Source organism: Brachybacterium timonense (assembly GCF_900258505.1).
In the GTDB taxonomy this organism is placed as follows: domain Bacteria; phylum Actinomycetota; class Actinomycetes; order Actinomycetales; family Dermabacteraceae; genus Brachybacterium; species Brachybacterium timonense.
Window position 1 is genome coordinate 946,296 of the sequence record NZ_LT984895.1, and the last position, 16,745, is coordinate 963,040.

At 65.9% G+C, this 16,745-nt stretch carries 17 protein-coding genes and 3 pseudogenes; 10 read left to right on the forward strand and 10 right to left on the reverse strand.

What is annotated here, in order from left to right:
• Nucleotides 1-38: 38 nt before the first annotated feature.
• Both C8271_RS04025 and C8271_RS04030 read left to right on the forward strand, forming a co-directional pair.
• Complete coding sequence (locus C8271_RS04025; protein ID WP_106506211.1) at nt 39-719, forward strand: SRPBCC domain-containing protein; 681 nt, start codon at nt 39-41, stop codon at nt 717-719.
• Complete coding sequence (locus tag C8271_RS04030) at nt 716-2,011, forward strand: MFS transporter (RefSeq protein ID WP_245920872.1); 1,296 nt, start codon at nt 716-718, stop codon at nt 2,009-2,011. The genes C8271_RS04025 and C8271_RS04030 overlap by 4 nt, the downstream gene beginning before the upstream one ends.
• On the opposite strand, the gene C8271_RS04035 is transcribed toward C8271_RS04030, so the two are convergent.
• Together C8271_RS04035 and C8271_RS04040 are read right to left on the reverse strand one after the other, a co-directional pair.
• Nucleotides 2,012-3,217, reverse strand: a complete 1,206-nt coding sequence (locus C8271_RS04035) for an aminotransferase-like domain-containing protein (protein ID WP_342751935.1) — start codon at nt 3,215-3,217, stop codon at nt 2,012-2,014.
• 109 nt (nt 3,218-3,326) lie between these two features.
• Entirely contained in the window at nt 3,327-3,836 is a 510-nt protein-coding gene (locus C8271_RS04040; RefSeq protein ID WP_106507874.1) for a methylated-DNA--[protein]-cysteine S-methyltransferase, read from the reverse strand.
• Nucleotides 3,837-3,988: 152 nt separating this feature from the next.
• Here C8271_RS04040 and C8271_RS04045 point away from each other — a divergent pair, with 152 nt between their 5' ends.
• Nucleotides 3,989-4,660: an ABC transporter ATP-binding protein gene (locus C8271_RS04045; protein ID WP_106506213.1), complete on the forward strand. Its 672-nt coding sequence runs from the start codon at nt 3,989-3,991 to the stop codon at nt 4,658-4,660.
• Nucleotides 4,657-6,186 (forward strand): hypothetical protein, encoded by a 1,530-nt coding sequence (locus tag C8271_RS04050; RefSeq protein ID WP_106506214.1) that lies wholly within the window; start codon nt 4,657-4,659, stop codon nt 6,184-6,186. Before C8271_RS04045 ends, C8271_RS04050 begins: the two co-directional genes overlap by 4 nt.
• A gap of 301 nt (nt 6,187-6,487) precedes the next feature.
• On the opposite strand, the gene C8271_RS13940 is transcribed toward C8271_RS04050, so the two are convergent.
• A complete protein-coding gene (locus tag C8271_RS13940) occupies nt 6,488-6,880 on the reverse strand; it encodes a hypothetical protein (RefSeq protein ID WP_212591321.1) in 393 nt (130 codons plus the stop codon).
• A 109-nt stretch (nt 6,881-6,989) separates the two neighbouring features.
• On the opposite strand from C8271_RS13940, the gene C8271_RS04060 reads away from it, so the two are divergent.
• Nucleotides 6,990-8,201 carry an IS1249 family transposase gene (locus C8271_RS04060; protein WP_106506215.1) on the forward strand — a complete coding sequence of 404 codons (1,212 nt, stop codon included), beginning with the start codon at nt 6,990-6,992 and terminating at the stop codon, nt 8,199-8,201.
• A gap of 215 nt (nt 8,202-8,416) precedes the next feature.
• On the opposite strand, the gene C8271_RS04065 is transcribed toward C8271_RS04060, so the two are convergent.
• Nucleotides 8,417-8,938, reverse strand: coding sequence for a helix-turn-helix domain-containing protein (locus tag C8271_RS04065; RefSeq protein ID WP_170957797.1), 522 nt, complete (start codon nt 8,936-8,938; stop codon nt 8,417-8,419).
• A 200-nt stretch (nt 8,939-9,138) separates the two neighbouring features.
• Nucleotides 9,139-9,321 (reverse strand): annotated as a pseudogene (locus C8271_RS14430) (helix-turn-helix domain-containing protein); the annotation flags it as partial.
• 88 nt (nt 9,322-9,409) lie between these two features.
• Between C8271_RS14430 and C8271_RS13680 the strand changes: the two are divergent.
• Complete coding sequence (locus C8271_RS13680) at nt 9,410-9,742, forward strand: hypothetical protein (protein WP_138774516.1); 333 nt, start codon at nt 9,410-9,412, stop codon at nt 9,740-9,742.
• Between the two features lie 110 nt (nt 9,743-9,852).
• Here C8271_RS13680 and C8271_RS13685 read toward each other — a convergent pair whose 3' ends face one another.
• The 3 genes from C8271_RS13685 to C8271_RS04085 are packed head-to-tail and all read right to left on the reverse strand — an operon-like array spanning nt 9,853 to nt 11,124.
• Nucleotides 9,853-10,323 carry a hypothetical protein gene (locus C8271_RS13685; protein WP_138774517.1) on the reverse strand — a complete coding sequence of 157 codons (471 nt, stop codon included), beginning with the start codon at nt 10,321-10,323 and terminating at the stop codon, nt 9,853-9,855.
• Entirely contained in the window at nt 10,311-10,574 is a 264-nt protein-coding gene (locus tag C8271_RS04080) for a hypothetical protein (protein WP_106506217.1), read from the reverse strand. Before C8271_RS04080 ends, C8271_RS13685 begins: the two co-directional genes overlap by 13 nt.
• 4 nt (nt 10,575-10,578) lie before the next feature.
• Complete coding sequence (locus C8271_RS04085; RefSeq protein ID WP_106506218.1) at nt 10,579-11,124, reverse strand: phospholipase A2 family protein; 546 nt, start codon at nt 11,122-11,124, stop codon at nt 10,579-10,581.
• A 264-nt stretch (nt 11,125-11,388) separates the two neighbouring features.
• On the opposite strand from C8271_RS04085, the pseudogene C8271_RS14435 reads away from it, so the two are divergent.
• From C8271_RS14435 to C8271_RS04105, 3 genes and pseudogenes are all read left to right on the forward strand, one after another.
• Nucleotides 11,389-12,146, forward strand: a pseudogene (locus tag C8271_RS14435) (IS3 family transposase); the annotation flags it as partial.
• A gap of 103 nt (nt 12,147-12,249) precedes the next feature.
• Entirely contained in the window at nt 12,250-13,647 is a 1,398-nt protein-coding gene (locus C8271_RS04095; protein ID WP_425428184.1) for an IS30 family transposase, read from the forward strand.
• 142 nt (nt 13,648-13,789) lie between these two features.
• A pseudogene (locus C8271_RS04105) lies at nt 13,790-14,092 on the forward strand (transposase); the annotation flags it as partial.
• 183 nt (nt 14,093-14,275) lie between these two features.
• Here C8271_RS04105 and C8271_RS04110 read toward each other — a convergent pair.
• Together C8271_RS04110 and C8271_RS04115 are read right to left on the reverse strand one after the other, a co-directional pair.
• Nucleotides 14,276-15,064, reverse strand: coding sequence for a hypothetical protein (locus C8271_RS04110; RefSeq protein ID WP_138774518.1), 789 nt, complete (start codon nt 15,062-15,064; stop codon nt 14,276-14,278).
• On the reverse strand, nt 15,061-16,029 hold the full coding sequence (locus tag C8271_RS04115) for a type IV toxin-antitoxin system AbiEi family antitoxin (RefSeq protein ID WP_245921171.1): 969 nt from the start codon (nt 16,027-16,029) through the stop codon (nt 15,061-15,063). The genes C8271_RS04110 and C8271_RS04115 overlap by 4 nt, the downstream gene beginning before the upstream one ends.
• 297 nt (nt 16,030-16,326) lie before the next feature.
• On the opposite strand from C8271_RS04115, the gene C8271_RS14440 reads away from it, so the two are divergent.
• On the forward strand, nt 16,327-16,743 hold the full coding sequence (locus C8271_RS14440; protein WP_106506223.1) for an RDD family protein: 417 nt from the start codon (nt 16,327-16,329) through the stop codon (nt 16,741-16,743).
• Nucleotides 16,744-16,745 lie beyond the last annotated feature (2 nt).

A 16,745-nucleotide genomic window follows, 5' to 3' on the forward strand; every position in this document is an offset into this window, starting at 1 on the left:
CGCCGCCGGGTCGGAGCCGCACGTCCCGCGAGGAGACCATGACCGACACCGAGTCGCTCACGGTGGTTGACGCTACCCGCCGGAGCCTCGAGATCGAGGATCTGGGCGAGCATGTCCGTATCGCCATCACGCTCAGCACCCATCTGGACGCCGCACCCGCGAGAGTCTGGCCGATGCTCACCGAGAACCGGCAGCTCGCCAGCTGGTACGGGCAGGTTGAGGGCGACCTCAGCGAAGGTGGCCGTTTCCGCACCACGCGCGGCGCCTCAGGCCGGGTGCTCGAGGTCGAGGCGCCCCACAAACTCTCCCTGACCTGGGAAGTCGGTGATGCGGTCGATCCGCTGCTGATCCGCTTGGATCCCGAGGATGACGGCACCACCTTGCTGCGGCTTCGACACACTGTGCTGATGCCGCGCGAACGCTTCGAGGAGTACGGGCCGGGATACGCCGCCATCGGCTGGGAGATCGCTCTGCTTGCACTCGCCGCCGCCACCGGCGCCTGGGCGCCCAGCTGCGGGCCTCAAGTGCCAGCTCCTACTCCCGGCTGGCTCGCCTCCGCCGACGGTGCCGCTCACCTGCACGCTTGGTCGATCCGTTGGGCTGCGCAAGCCGTGGCGGCAGGGGTCGATGAACAGCTCGCCCGACGGGGCGAAGACAACACGATCGCCGCGCACGTAGATGCCCGCTTCAGCGGCGGCCGCGGACCCGCCGCCGCGTGAGCGAGGTGCATGCACCGCGCAGCACAGCGCAGGTGATGCGTTCCCTCGTACCGTCGGTGTACCTGCCGAGCCTGCTGGCGTTCTCCGGGGACGCAGCGCTGCTGCCGGTCATCCCGCTGCTGGCCCTCGACCTCGGCTTCAGTGTGCCTGCCGCGGCGGCACTCACGACGGTCTTCGGTGCGTTCTCGTTCCTCGGGCCGATCCCCGCGAGCCGCGTCATCGACCGCTTCGGCGCGCGGCGCTCCCTGGTGCTGACCGGCACCGTGCTGGTCGTGGCCGGGGTCGCGGCGATGCTGGTCATCAACGATGGGCTGCGCGACGGTGTCGAGCACCTGCACCGGCTCGCTCTCATCGGCGCCCTGGTCGTGATGGGCGCGAACACTCAGGTGTGGAAGCTTGGTCGGCAGGCGTACCTCGGCTCTGCGCTGCCGCCGTCGATGCGTGCCCGCGGCATGACCCTGTTCGGTGGCACCGTCCGGATCGGCCAGATCATCGGTCCGTTGCTGGGTGCGGGTGTGATCGGCCTGGGCCATGACACCTGGGTGTTCGGCCTGCAGGCCGTGATGACCGCGGCTGCGACCGCACTGGTCGCCGTGTTCCTCCCAGCCGGTGAGCGGCGCGGGCCTGCGGCAGCAGGGCAGCGTCGGCGCTCACCGCGAACGCCGGCCCGTCGGCGCCTGACGCGGGGCGTGCTCGCCCGCATGCTGAGCGTGGGCCTTGGCATCGCCCCGGTGATGGCCGCACGCGTGAACCGGCCCGTCATCGTCCCGCTGATGGCGGGAGCGATGGGAGTGAATGCCTTCTGGGTGTCGGTGATCTTCGGTGTGAGCGCAGTCGTGGAGATCGCCCTCGTCGTCCCCGCCGGAACGCTCATGGACAAACGCGGCCGCGCGGCGGTGGCGGTGCCGTGCTCGCTGGTCCTCGGGCTCGGATACGTTCTGCTCGCGGTGATGCCCGTGCTGGTCGGCCATGAGGGTCGTGCCGCGGTGATCACCGCGTTGCTCGTGCCCTGCCTGGTGATCGCGCTGGGCAACGGGCTGGGCTCCGGGATCGTGATGACACTGGGTATCGACGTCTCCCCGGTGCATGAGCGGACCCGCTACCTCGCCTGGTGGAACACGCTGCTGGGTGGCGGAAACTTCGTGGCACCGCTGATGGTCACTGCGATCACGGCGGTGGCGCCGATAGCCGTGGCTGGTGCCGTCACCGGCGCGATGTGCCTGGGCGGCGGGACCTGGCTGGCGCGCGTGCTGCCGCGCGTGCGTCCTTCCGGCGGTGGCCGACGGGCCTGATCAGCCCGCCAGGTGCCGATCGAGCACGGGGGCGAGTCGTCCGACGGCATCCTCGATCACAGCGGGGGAGTGGGTGACGAAACTGAGGCGCATCGACGACAGGTCCGGGTCCTCCGCGTAGAAGGACCAGCCGGGAAGGTATGCGACACCGGCCTCGACCGCGTCAGAGAGCATCGCCTGGGCATCCAGCCCATTGCCTGGGGCTGCCCACAGGAACATACCGCCCGCTGGGCACGTCAGATCGGCGTCCTCGGGCAGCAGTGGCCGCAGCGCCGAATGCAGGGCGTCGCGCCGCTCCTGGTAGACCGATCCGACGCGTTCGACATGCGCCTCGAGATCCGCGGTGGCGAGGTAGCGGGCGACTGCCAGCTGGTCGACCACGGAGGACTGCATGGAGATCGCTGCTTTGGCGACGGCGAGCGTGCTCCGGATCGATCCTTCGGCGCGGATCCACCCGATCCGCACCCCGGGGCTCATCAGTTTGCTCATGGAGTTCAGCAGCAGGGTGCGTGTCCCCATCCCGGGCAGTGCCGCGATCGGTGTGAAACGTTCCCCGGAGAAGGACAGCTCGCCGTAGGGGTCATCTTCCACGAGCAGCGTTCCGGTTGACTGCAGAACGGCGGCGACGGCGCGGCGACGCTCAGCCGGCATGGTCCGACCCGTCGGGTTCTGGAATGTCGGGATGAGGTACACGAAGCGGGGTGAATGCTCGGCGATCGCCTCGGCAAGGGCGTCGGGAACCATGCCGTCCTCATCGGTCTGGACCCCGACGATACGAGCGCCGTGAACGGTGAACGCCTGCACGGCCGCCAGGTAGGTGGGGGATTCGACGAGCACCGTGTCACCGGGCGACAGCAGCGCTTGGGCGATGACGAACAAGCCTTCCTGGGAACCGGAGGTCACCTGGATGTGGGAGGTGTCCGTCGGCAGATCTCGGCACAGCCGCCGCGCGGCCTGCTCCCGCAGTTCCGTCTCGCCCTCACTCACCCCGTATTGCAGGGCTCTCGTCCCCTGATTCTTCAGCACCCACTCGAAGCACTCGCGCACCGTCTCGAGGTCGAACAGCTCCGGATCCGGGATCCCTCCGGCGAAGGAGACCACGCCGGGCCGTGCGGCCAGGGCGAAGATGTCCTTGAGCGGGGAGGAGGCCATCCCTGCATAGCGGGGGGCGGCAGAGATCGAGAAGGGGTGGTCGGACGTATTCACCAGGCCATGGTGCCACGACGAGTCCCATGACGAGTCCCATGGGGCCGCTGCTAAGGGTCGAATCTGTCGGTTGTGCGTCGCTCCGGGACCCGGTGCGGGCGCCGGAGGCTTAGCCCGGGAGGTCAACCCCCTCGAGGCGCAGCAGCGCCCGTTTCGTCTCCAGGCCACCGGCATACCCGATCAGCGACCCGTCGGCGCCGAGCACCCGGTGACAGGGCACCACGATCGACAGCGGGTTGCGGCCCACGGCGGCGCCGACGGCCTGCGCGGCACGGGGCCGCTGCAGGGCTCGGGCGATCGCGCCATAGGTCGTCGTGACGCCGCGCGGCACCAGCTGCAGCTGGCGCCAGACGGCCTGCTGGAAGGCGGTTCCGCCTGGGCGCAGTGGCAGGGAGAAGCCCTCGCGCTCGCCGTGCAGGTAGGCCATCAGCTGCTCGGCCGCCCGATCCAGCAGGGGATGCGTGGTGGCCGCGGGACCGAGCCGGTCCTCACCGGGCGCGTGCGCCTGTCCGGTGCGCCAGACGCCGCGCAGGGCTGTGTCGTCGGCGGCGAGCAGATACTCGCCGAGCGGCGTGCAGACGCGACGGTGCACGACGGTGCTCTCAGCGGCAGCGGACATGGTGCCTCCCCTGGTCGGATCCGCCATTCATATCGCGGGCCCCATGATCCTTGCCGACGGGGTCGCAGGAAAGCGCACGCAGCGGAGCACAGCGCACGCATTGTCGACCTTCGTCGGAGCCCCCGGGGTCGGCGGCATGGTCGAATCTGATCATGTCCGTTCAGGGGAGCGTGCCGACGGGGGATGCACGCCGCGCCGTCACCTTCGACGGCGTCGGTGTGCTCATCGACGATCAGGTGCTGCTGCTGGAGGCGAGCGGCGCGGTCGATGCCGGGCAGGTGCTCGCGCTGACCGGCGCCAACGGCAGCGGCAAGACCACCCTGCTGCGGGTGATCGCAGGCATCCAATCGCCCACTGCCGGCACCGTCCGCGTGAACGGGCTGGTGCCCGATGACCGGGATGCTCGCTTCCGTCGGGCGCTCGCGGCGCTGATCGGTCCTGCGCAGACAGCCCGTGACCTCACGATCCATGAGCATCTGAGGTTCATCGCCGCCACCTGGGGGACGGGTTCCGCTGCGGCGACCGAACAGGCCGACGCCCTTTTGGCTGAGCTCGCTCTGGACCATCTCGGTGCCCGCTATCCGCATGAGCTGTCCTCCGGGCAGTCGCAGCTCGCCGCTCTCGCGATGACCCTTGCGCGGCCCGCAGACGTGCTGCTCCTGGACGAACCGGAGCAGCGCCTGGACGCGGATCGGCTCGGACTCGTGATCGACGCTGTCGCTCGCCGCGCGGCCGACGGGGCCGCGGTGATCGTCGCCAGCCACAGTCCGCGAGTGCTCGAACAGCTCGCCGATGACGAGCTGCACCTGACGGAGGACGTGTGAGCGGCGACGACCGTCACACCCCTGCGGATTTCTCCGCGGTCGACGAGGTCTGGGCACAGCGCGATGGCGCCCGCAGCCGGCTCGATGTGGCCTATCTCGTCTACGTCGTGCTCCTCAGCGCCGGCGTGCTTGGCGCGCCGGCCACGCGTCTCGCGGCCCAGGCCCTGGCACGCCCGGACGTCCTCGAGCTGCTGCGCCACGAGAGCACGCCGCCGCTCAGCGTGCTCGCCGCCGGTCTCGCCGCCGCCGGCGCCGTTGTTCTCGGCGCGACACGCGGACCAGCCGTCTTGTCACCGTTCTTCACCGCCACCCTCGCCTCGGGGCCGCGTCCCCGTCGCACCGCTCTTCTGCGCCCCTTCCTCCGGGCGCTCCTGCTGCCGACCGGCCTGCTCCTCGCTCTGGCGGCGCTGCTGGGCACGACGCTGTGGACCGCCGGGGACGCGACAGGAGGCGACGTCGTCGTGTCGCTCGTGGCGGCGCTCGGCACCGCCCTGCTCGTGCAGGCCGCGTGGCTGCTCGGGCAGCTCCTGCACAGTTCAGCGCGCGGGGCGACGGTGGTTTTCATCCTCGCGTTCACTGCCGCGACACTTCGGTTGCCGTTCCGATGCAGTCCCACCGCACTGTGGCCCGGGGCGGCCGGATCGGGCACGGCCTGGGCGATCGGACTGCTCGTGGCTGGCCTCGCCGGTCTGTGTGCCTGCGTGCCGCTGCTGGATCGACTGTCCGGGCGCGTGCTCGTTGAACAGGCCGCCCGCTGGGACGCCGCCGCGACGATGGCGACCAGTGGGGATCTCACCGGCGCCGGTGCAGCATTTCGTGCGCTGCCGACGACCGGACGCCGCCTGCCGGTTATCGGGGCGGGGCCGCTGCCCGTCGTGTACGCACGCCGTGATGTGCTCGCCTGGCTGCGCACCCCGGAGCGATCGTTCGTCGGACTGCTCGGCGCCGTCGCCGGGGGAGCGCTGCTCATGCTCCCGTCGGTGATGACGGGGCCGACGGGGTGGGCTGCGGCGGCAGGCGGGGCGTTGGTGCTGTGGACCGCCAGCGGTGGCTTCACCGACGGCATCCGTCACGCCGTGGCGACCCTCGGCTCGCCGGTGCTGTTCGGTCAGGGGGTGCGCGCCCAGCTTCTCGGGCATGCGATCGCGCCCTGTTTCGTGCTCGTGCTTGCCGCGAGCGGGGGTGCGGTGCCCGTGCTGGCGCAGGCCGCGGGCCAGTCCCTCGCGCCGTTCGGCGTGCTCCCGCTGCTGGTCGCCTCGCTCGTCGTCGGGCGTGCTTGGGCGGCGGCGAAGGGGCCGATGCCCTTGAGGCTCGCTGTACCGATGCCGACCCCGCAGGGTGATGCCTCAGTGATCCCGCAGCTCATGTGGCACAGCGACAGCCTGTGGATGGCGCTGCTGCTCGTCCTCCCGCCGCTCGCCGTCCTTCCTGTCGGAGGTCTCGCTCTTGCCGCGGTGACCGCACTCGCCCTGGGCTCTCTCGCACTCGTGCTGACGGAACAGAGGCTGCGCCAGCTGCGCGGGTGAGGTCAGTGCCGAGCACCGGATCGCCTTCACGCGGGCCGGCCAACTCGGACTGGATCGTCGGTAACGGCGTGTCGGTGGGTTCTGCAGCCGCCCCACAAACTTCAACTATTGGTCACAAGCGGTGTGGCACCGGCTGTAGTCGGCATTCAACGGGCTGCGAGGCTGCACGCCCCATGTGCACAAGGAGACCCCGTGCGATCCCGGCGCCCACTCGGATCGATGATGAGCAGTGGACCGCACCGACAGGGACAGAGGCGCCCTACGAACAGCCCGAACAGTGGCCGACGAGGGGCCGGGCGGTCTAGTTCAGTTCCTCATGCAGACCCAGTGCTTTGGATAGCAGCTCGACTGCCTGGGGCATCTGGTAGCGCTCGTCCAGGATGGTCAGAAGTTCGGTCGTGGTGATCTTCGGTCCGTGTCGGCCGCTGCGGTCACAGATCTCGGTGATTGCTCTGCATGACTGGGCGAGATGTGCGCGGACGGTGTTGTAGGCGAAGTCTCGAGCTGGGATGGCCCGAATCGGTGCCGGGAGCTTCCCCGCTGGGAAGTGCTTGAGGTTCTGCGTGACGATCACTACTGCGCCGGACACTACTGCTGCTGCAACGACGTGTTCGTCCTCGGCATCGGGAAGCCCGAAAGTCCCTTCGAGTGGCTCCCAGCCCGTGACCAGTGCGTCATCGAAAGCGGTCGACATCTGGGTGATGAGGTGCAGGTTATAGGCCAGATTGTGTGTATGGATCCGGCTAGTTCTCGGCCTTGACCTGGGGGTTTAGGGGTGTTGACATGCTTTGGAAGCATGTCGGGTGTCGCCTCCTGGTAATCGGCCTCGGTGTCGTGTATGTGATCAGTCCCTGGTCAAGAGCGGGAAGACCTCAGCGGGGCGGACGAGGTGGCGGTGTCGCTCCTGCGGCTCCAGCACCGTCCTGGACCGTCCCGACATCAGCCGACGAGCTGAGCTGGAGTGGTTCCATGCCTGGCTGCTGAAGGGCGAGAGACCACCAACTTCGGGCGGCAGCGATCGCACGCTCCGCCGCCGTCTGCGCTGGTGCTGGCGTATCGAGGTCCCACCGCCACTGCCCACGGGCGAGCTCCACGACGTGGTCATGCTCGATGGCACCTACTTCCAGAACTGGTGCCTGCTGATCGCGACCAACGGCCATCACGTCCTGGACTGGCAGTGGTGCGACCGGGAGAAGAAGATCGCCTGGGCTCAGATCCTGCAGCGCTGGCCCGCACCCCGCCTGGTCGTCACAGACGGTGGAACGGGACTACACGCGGCCGTGCACGAGCACTGGCCCCAAGCACGCGTCCAACGCTGCTACTTCCACATCTTCCAGAACGTCCGCCGCTACACCACGCTTGCCCCACGCCTCGAGGCCGGGAGGCAGATCCTGGCACTGACCAGGGCGCTCATGAAGATTCAGAACATCGATCAGGCCGCTCTCTGGCTGGGTGCCTACGCGTCCTGGGAAGCACGCTGGAACGAGTTCCTCCGCCACCGCACCTACGCACGAACCGGCACAGAACGCCCACGATCAGTGCCATTGGCGAAGCCGTGGTGGTACACGCACCGAGACCTCCGCAGTGTTCGGGGCCTGTTCCGCGGCCTGATCAAGCACGAGAACCTCTTCGCCTGGCTCGAACTCGCCCCCGACATCGACAAGCCGCTGCCCCGGACGACCTCACCCCTGGAAGGCGCTCAGAACACGGCCGTCAAGGACCTCCTGCGGCGACACCGCGGAATGCCCGAGCACCACGCCAGACGAGCCGTGGAATGGCTCCTGGACTCCCTCACCGCAACCCCACGAGAGCCCTGGTCACTCGCGCGCGAAGAGCACTGGAAACCGCCACCAGCAGCACGACCGGCGATCACTCCCGACCCGGACCCCGGCCCCACCATAGGCACCAGCTTCTCCTGGGAAGACGGCAACGGAATCCAACACGGCTGGGCCGGCCGAACACACTCCTGCCCCCGCCACGACATGCCCCGGCCATACACACATTTTGGCCAATAACCCTGAGGTGCTCAGCAGCCTGCTGTGCCTCGTTCTCGGATTTTCCGCGCTCGGTGAGCTTGCGTGCCTCGTGGAAAGCGAGCTCGTCCAGGATCGCGGTGCTCCACCGTGGGGCATAGCACCTTTCAGCTGCCAGTGACAGTAGGAAGTCACGCTGCAGGCAGGGCAGAGCACGCTGGTGTCAAGGACAGCGGAGAACACCTGACCAGTGTATTTCAGGCGCTCGTCGCTGCCCTTCGTCGAGCGGCGACGGCCTTGCGTGCCTGGCGTAGCTCAGCCAGGGTCTGGTTGACGTCGCTGGTCTCGTCAACGTCAACGGAGAGAGCGTCAATGGCTGCGTACTGCGCCTGGCGCCGTTGCTCGCCGTACTCCAACACATCGGGCAGTGCGATCCGGCGGTGCGTCCCCGCGCGAGTGAAGGGAAGGTGTCCCTCTTCGAGAGCTTTGATGAGTGTGGGACGACTGATTCCCAGAAGATCAGCCGCCTGCTGTGTGGTCAGCGTCTCCGTGGACGGCGAGATGGTCACTGACATCCCTTTGCGCATCGCAGTGACGACGTGCAGCAACACCTCGTAGACCTCCTCGGGCAGCTCAACGGGGTCTTCATCGGCGCCGCCCACCAGGTAGTACCTGGGTCGGGGCGAGAGGGCTTCCTCAGCGGTGAGCATGTCGTAGACGCGTCCGAGCTGCTGTGCATCACCGGCAGTGTGAGTGGATGGGGCAAGGGTCTGAACCACCGGAAACTCCTTATCTGCACTAACCGCAGAGCGGTTGCGACTACTGCGAAGAGAGCAGCGGGGTGTAGTGGTGCGAGCAAGTGATCGCCACGACAGGCGCATGCCCCACGTTGGCCGGGCTGTAGTTCTCAGCCCGTCTTCGGAGCGTAGAAGGCCCTCACTGACACAGGTGGTTCCGGTGCAGGCGAGCCCGCCATCGCTGCGACCACGTCCGCACTCACGGCCTGGTAGCCGCGTGTCTTCGTTGAGTTCCGTCGTATCTCCCGCGAGGTCACTGACGGGCAGTTCCCCAGGTGACGAGCAATCTTCTGCACGGACCAGCCCGCCTTCGATGCCGTCGATATCTCCGACCTGTCACTGAACGGCAACCTCGCTGGCGACATCCGCACACTCCACCGATCAGACCCCCGCCGACCGGGAGTGTTGCTACGGCGCTATGACACCGCCGTCACGAGCATTCCGGTCTCGCTGATGAGTGGTCATGCGGTCGTGGCGGCGTATCACGATTTGTGGACGGTAGAGCAGTCGTTTCGGATGTCGACGTCGGATCTGAAAGCGCGTCCGATCTTTCACCGGACCAGGGAGTCGACCGAGGCGCACCTGACGATCGTGTTCGCTGCTCTTGCGGTGTCCCGTGTAGTGCAGGCCCGGACCGGGGTGAGTATCAAGAAGTTCCTCACGAGGCTGGCTCCTCTGCGATCGGTGGTGCTGCGTACCGGCGAGCAACGGCACACGATCCACCCAGTCATTCCCAATGAAGCCACCGAGCTGCTTGAAAACCTCCCTGGGGAGGGTGTGCACTAAAGTGGCGCGACTCAGGCAGGAGGTTAGCAAGTCTCGCATGGCAGAGCCCGAGCGAGGGCTGAGCTGCGGGTTCGAGTGCGGAAAGTAGGCTGCGATGCATTCCTGGTGACTCACCTGAGTTGAATGCTCACACTTCGCGCCTTCTTACATGAACCGGACTCCCACGTCTCGCCAGAGCGCGCCCAGCTGGTGTATCGGTCAGGAGCGGCGATGCAGTTCAGATGCGCGCGCGCTTCCGTTCCACCGGAGATCTTCCCGCAGGAAATCGTCGAGCGATGATAAGTCGTGTACACGCCACCCGCAGAGTTGGGGCCCTTGAACTCGATGATCCTCGCCGTGCAGCCCTTCGCCGAGACTGTCTTGACCACGCGCGGATCGATGTCGGTCTTTTTCATTGGCGTGATGACAGCCTGATCAGCGTCGTTGCTCTGATCTGGCTCTGCGGTCGCCCATGCTGATGACGAGGTCGCCAACATTCCTGCGAGCAGTGTCAATGCGGCAGTCGACGTCGAGATTATTCGCCCCATGTTCACCATGCTACGTCCCTTCTTGTCTCTGTTGGCACGGTTCACGAGTGCCACAGAATGTAGTCGACAATGAAATATAGAATTCCTGGCGAAAGAATTTCGAGCGCGCCGAGCGAAATTGTCCACCATGAGTGCTTGATGATGGATACGATGATCGAAGTGATCCCGAGAAGCGGTACGATAAGATAGATCCCACTGTTGGCGATAGGTGCGATAATGCAGATGGTGACCGACGTGATGAAGATCAGAAGGTTGATCTGTGTTCCGCTTAATGGTGGTTTCGGCCGGACGGTTTCAGTGGACATCGACTCAGCACTTCACCTTCATCTGTGCAGAGAAGTACGCCTTCACGGCGGTAGCGGCGATCTTCTCTGTCGTATGCATTCGGTTGTAGTCACGGTTGATTGTGCCGATCAGGCTCCGGTCGCAACTGCAGTTGAAATACCCCTTTCTGGCGTAGCACTTGTCGTGGGCGCGGCATGCTCGATCGAGGAGATCTACGGCGGGACCTCCTCCGTACCCTGGACCGCACCAGTTCCCCCACACGGGCAGCGACAGCTTCGTCGCGGTGATGTCGTCACCGGTGTCTTCCGACGCATATGCGGACATCATCTGATTGTAGAAGTCGCCGGCCTGGACGAGATCGTCGGATGCGCCGTCGGCAAGCGCCCGATCGCGGTCGAAGGTCGGGACGCCGGAGTGGCTGACCGCACCTGTTAAATACTGATCGAGGGCCGCTGAGAAAGCCCCGGCCGAATCGGATGTGCCAACCGCAGTGACATCGATCCGGGTGTCCGTGCCGCCCGCGGACGCGGTAGCCAAGGGAGTGAGAATTAGCGTCGCGGTCGCGAGCACGATTGCCAGGCGGCGGTGCCGAGCAAATGATCTTCGGCTCATATGTATCCCTACGTACGTGAGTGTCGTGGCCCACACGGTATGTCCCCAGTTGGTGTTTGGCAAGCTGCTCGTCTGAAGCGTCCTGGGTTTTGTTCCGAGTCTCAGCAAGGAGAATCGGAGTATGCCCAAGAAGTTCAGTCCCGAGCTGCGTGACCTCGCCGTGCGGATGGTCTACGACCGCCAGGCCCGCGCGCAGAGTCGATCCGGGCCATCGCACCCCAACTCGGTGTCGGCCTGGAGACCCTGCGGATCTGGTGCAACCGCTACGGCCCCACCGAACCGTCCGCTGGCAGCAGCGAGTCGCTCGAGGAGGAGAACCGGCGCTTGCGCCGCGAGCTGGCTGAAGCTCGCCGTGCCAACGAGATCCTCAAAGCGGCCTCGGCTTTTTTCGCCGCGGAAATCGACCGCCCCACGACGAGATGATCCGGTTCATCGACGAGCACCGTGATCAGTTCGGGGCCTGGGCCATCTGCCGCGTGCTCAGCGCGACAGAATGTGGGTTCATCACCTCCCGCGGCTACCGGGCCGCCAAGGCACGCCCAACCTCGGCCAGAGCTCTGCGGGATGAGGTTCTCCTGCCGGAGATCCGGCGCATCCACGCCGAGAACTACAGCGTCTACGGGGTGCGGAAGATGCACCATGCGATGCGGCGCGCTGGCTGGGACGTGGGCCGTGACCAGGTCGCCCGGCTCATGCGAGGAGCTGGCCTTCAGGGGGTACGGCGTGGCCGGAAGCCGGTCACCACATACCCCACTCACGTGCCCGATGCCCTCCCGGATCTGGTCGAGCGGCGCTTTACTGCAGAGCAGCCGAACCGCCTGTGGGTCGCTGACATGACCTACGTGCGGATCCTCGCCGGATTCTGCTACGTCGCCTTCATCACCGACGTATGCACCCGCAAGATCGTCGGATGGGCCGTCTCTGCGACCCTCCACACCGACGGCCTGCCCCTGCTGGCGCTGGAGCACGCACTGCTGACCAGTGGCGCCGTGCGCAGCCAGAGCGGACTGATCCATCACAGCGACCGAGGAGCCCAAGGCGGATTCAACTGGTCGTTGCAACACCCTGTCAGAGAGGGTGGTCATGGGTCGTCCAGCGGGATGGTTGAAGGAGCTCACGGGAAGGAATCCGATGATCTCGCCCGGGGCCCCATCGAGCAGGCGGAGCATCGAGCGAGAGTTCTGGGTGCGGATCGCCAGTGGGGCCTCGTCCGAGGATGCGGCGGCGGCGATCGGCGTGTCACCCGCGGTCGGGGCCCGCTGGTTCCGTCAAGGTGGCGGCATGCCGACGATCACGTTGTCCCCGCCAGGTGGACGGTACCTGTCATTCGCCGAGCGTGAAGAAATCGCGCTGATGCACTCCGGTGGTCTTGGTGTCCGCGAGATCGCACGCAGGCTCGGCCGGGATGCCTCGACGATCTCACGAGAGCTCCGCCGGAATGCGGCGACTCGGGGTGGGAAGCTCGAGTATCGGGCTTCGGTCGCACAGTGGAAGGCCGAACTGCTTGCCCGTCGCCCGAAGACCGCGAAGCTCGTAAGCAACCCAAGATTGCGCGAGTACGTTCAACAGCGCCTGGACGGGTGCCTGCGCTTGCCCGACGGAACTTGTGTCGACGGACCCAAGGTGGCGGAGTGGAAGGGCCGGAACAGGCCGCGCCGGGGCGACCGGAAGTGGTCTCTGGCGTGGAGCCCGGAGCAGATCGCTCAGCGAGTCAAGGTCGAGTTCCCCGATGATGAGAGCATGCGGATCAGTCACGAAGCGATATACCAGGCCCTCTACATCGAAGGGCGCGGAGCGCTCAGGCGTGAACTTGTCGCCGCGTTGCGGACCGGTCGATCACTGCGCAAGCCCAGAGCAAGGACGCGGAATAAGCCCCAGGGGCGCGTCACTGCCGACGTCGTCAGCTCCCAGCGGCCGGCCGAAGCCGCTGACCGGGCGGTGCCAGGCCATTGGGAAGGCGACTTGATCATCGGCACGAACCGATCTGCGATCGGCACCCTCGTCGAACGCAGCAGCCGCACGACGATACTGGTGCACCTGCCCCGCCTGCCTGGCTACGGCCAGCAGCCCCGAGAGAAGAACGGTCCGGCCCTGGCTGGCTACGGGGCCGGCGCGATGGCCCAGGCGCTGACCTCGTCAATCACGAACCTGCCGGCCCAATTACGCAAGACGCTGACCTGGGACCGTGGCAAAGAGCTCTCCGATCACGCGCAATTCTCGCTCGAGACGGGCACTCAGGTGTACTTCGCCGACCCCCACTCGCCGTGGCAGCGCCCGACGAACGAGAACACGAACGGGGTTCTGCGTCAGTACTTCCCGAAAGGCACAGATCTCACACGCTGGAGCGCACTGGAGCTCGAAGCCGTCGCATACACGCTCAACAACCGCCCCCGGAAAGTCCTCGGCTGGAGAACTCCCGCTGAGGTCTTCGCCGACCAGCTACACTCACTCGACAACACCGGTGTTGCAACCACCGATTGAATCCGCCCNGAGCTCGAAGCCGTCGCATACACGCTCAACAACCGCCCCCGGAAAGTCCTCGGCTGGAGAACTCCCGCTGAGGTCTTCGCCGACCAGCTACACTCACTCGACAACACCGGTGTTGCAACCACCGATTGAATCCGCCCAATACGTTTCCCTGGCGTACTCTGACGCGCTGATCACTGCCGGGCTCACCGCCTCAGTCGGCTCCGTCGGAGACTCCTACGACAACGCCCTGGCCGAGACCGTCAACGGCTTGTTCAAGGCCGAGCTGATCCACTCCCAGCGAATCTGGGAGTCCACCCAGGCGGTCGAGACCGCCACCATGGGCTGGGTCCACTGGTGGAACACCGAGCGTCTGCACGAAGCGCTCGGCTACCGCACCCCCGCGGAAGTCGAAGCGTCCTACACTCACCCCACGACGACCGCGCCCACGCCCGTCTAACCACGGAACGAAACCCAGGGCGCTTCACACGGCAAAGGTGTCATGTTGGGGTAGACCCTATTGACGCGGCGGTTTCAGTGGGTCATTGCAACAGGTGCTCGGAGAGTACTTCGTAGGGTGTTGCGAACTCGAGTCGTTTGCGGCATCCGGCTCAGTAGATCTGACCTGCGGAAAGCCCTGCTGTCAGGGTGTCGGCTTGGCGATGTGCCGCTTGATCAGTGCTCGCAGTCGGGGGCGGTCGACCGTCGTGGGCGGCGGCGTAGAGGAGGTCCTTCTGCCGAGAAAATTTTCTAGCTCGTGGAGCGCTTGCGCTGCGTCGCGACGTCGCCCTCGGAGGGGGCGCGCGTCGAGAGTCCAGGGGAGCTCGGGGTGTGCTTCGCGGATCTCTAGCAGTGTGGCGATGTCGGCGATGTCTTTAGGGCTTCGTCGGTTCTTCCATCCTGCTGCTTTGAGGAGGAGTGCCATGTCCAGCCCAGGCACTTTGACGTCGTACTCCAGCACTTCGTCGGCGCTGAGGTGTGCGTGGACGGTGAGGCGGAGTGGTTCGCTGGCCATGACGAGGCTCATGGCAGAGAGGCTGTCGACCTGCCCGACGCCGGGCACCGTTACAGGGCGCAGGCCGGGTTGGGGGCGGTCGGAGGGTACGAGGATGTCGATGGAGATGATCTCTCCGTCGTCGAGCTCCTTGGTGTAGGTATTACCGGACTCCTTGGTGTATCCGTCGTCTTGGAGCTGGTCGACGAGGGGGACGACGAGCTCGACACCGCCGAGGCCGGCGTCGGCGTCGACGGTCGACCGGGGGATGGCCCGCTCGGCGGGGTAGGCGAGTAGGAGGAGCCGCACCATGTGTCCGCCGATGATGCGGTAGTTCTCGATGCCTCGCGCTGAGGCGGTCTGGCTGATGGCATGCTGTCCTCGGTAGCCGAGTGCATCAGCGGTGCTGGTGGAGTGCGCAGTAACGATCATGTTCATTGGCTCTTGGTGCAGCTCTCCAGCAGGACGCGTGCAGCATCGGGTGAGTCGGGGCCGCCGGTTTCGAGGAGGTCGCGGTAGATGATCGCGTAGTCGGCATGGCGGGGCACTTTGCCGTATTGCCAGGTGGCGGCGGGCCAGAGTGTGCGGTCGCGGGGCACCACAGTAATGAGGGTGGCCTCCTCTAGAGGCGCAGGAACGAAGCCGTCGTCCTCGAGGTTGAGTGGGGCTTGCAGGTAGAGCAGGCCTCGTTCGGGAAGTCTCCATGGGGTGAGTTCGTCAGCGGCGACATCGCCTGAGATAAGGGGGTGCGTACCGCTTAGCTGTGCAATGTCGTAGGCCTGCAAAGTCTGGGAGACGGTGCTATCGAGGGAGTACCAGCCAAAGGCTGCTCCTCCGGGACCGGGGTACTCCGCGACCCAGTCGTTCAGTAGCTGCGTGGGGACGGAGGCGTAGTAGCGACCGGAGGGGGCCCGGTCGATCCCCTCCATCTCCCGCAGGATCCGAGAGACGTTCTGCTGCGAGGTCTCGAGCGCGGATGCGATCTCTCCCTGGTTCAGGGGGTGGCTTGTAGTGGCGAACATGCGCGTGATGGCCCAGCGAGTCCAGGAGCGGGACTGTCGCGGGGTGCGCGGACGTGGAGCGCTCAGGGGGAGTTCAGTGGCGTCCGTGTAGGGGATGCCCCTGACCACGATTTGGAGGGGGTCTGCCAGTAGTAAGTCGACGTCGCCAGCTAGTGCTCGCCGCATGAGGCCCGTAGTGGCAGTGCCTGCCACCAGGAGAGGCCTCACGCCTGTACGGGAGTTGAGGTAGGGAGCTGCTTCACGCAGCCCCATCCTGTCGCGGGAAGGGACGATCTGCCGGACAACCCTCTGGCCATCTGGGAGGTTGAGCTGCCACACATCGGCCTCTCCTCCCAAGATCGCGACTTCGAGGTCGCGCAGCAGGTCAGAAGCCTGGATCATCACGTCCCCTCCCCTTCGCTACAACATTAGTGCTGAATCCTAGCAACTTCGTTGTTGGACAGATAGGCAGTAATGGGGTAAGTGCCGGCCCTGCCTCAGGGGTGCAGCAGTCCCCCGGACTGGATCGTCGGTAGCGGTGTGTCGGTGGGTACTGAAGCTTCCAGTCTCGAACGGTGAGCGAGCGATGCAGGTGGTCCGGTTCGGAGGTTGCGATCCGAGCTAAGGAGGTCCGCTAGGCGGAATGCTCGATCCTTGACACCGGTCGGGCTCGAGTGATTTTCTACTTGGGGAGAGGAGATGCACGTGTGGTTGCGCAGGGCGGGTGCATATATCCTAGGGTTCGTTATCCCTTGGGCGCTCATCTACCAGTTGCTCGGGACAATTCTTGTTGGGCGCTCTGACCCCGCCAGTCCGGGTGCGTGGATTTTCTCTGCGGTGGCCTTTCTTATCGTGAGCGGCATGTGGGCTGCAACGTCGAGAAATGGTCAGCCGTACGCTTACAGGATAGCTGGTCTCCAATTTGTTGGAGTCGATGGTGCCCCGCTGAGGCGTGCACGCGTTTTCGTTCAATCTGTCAGTCACGCCATTGACTTCGCGACATGCGGTATCGGTTTTCTCTGGGCTCTGATCGACGATCGCAAACAAACCTTCGGCGACAAGGTGAGCAACGCTCACGTTCGGGTATGCTGCCGGACCACCATAGGCGACAGCTAGGT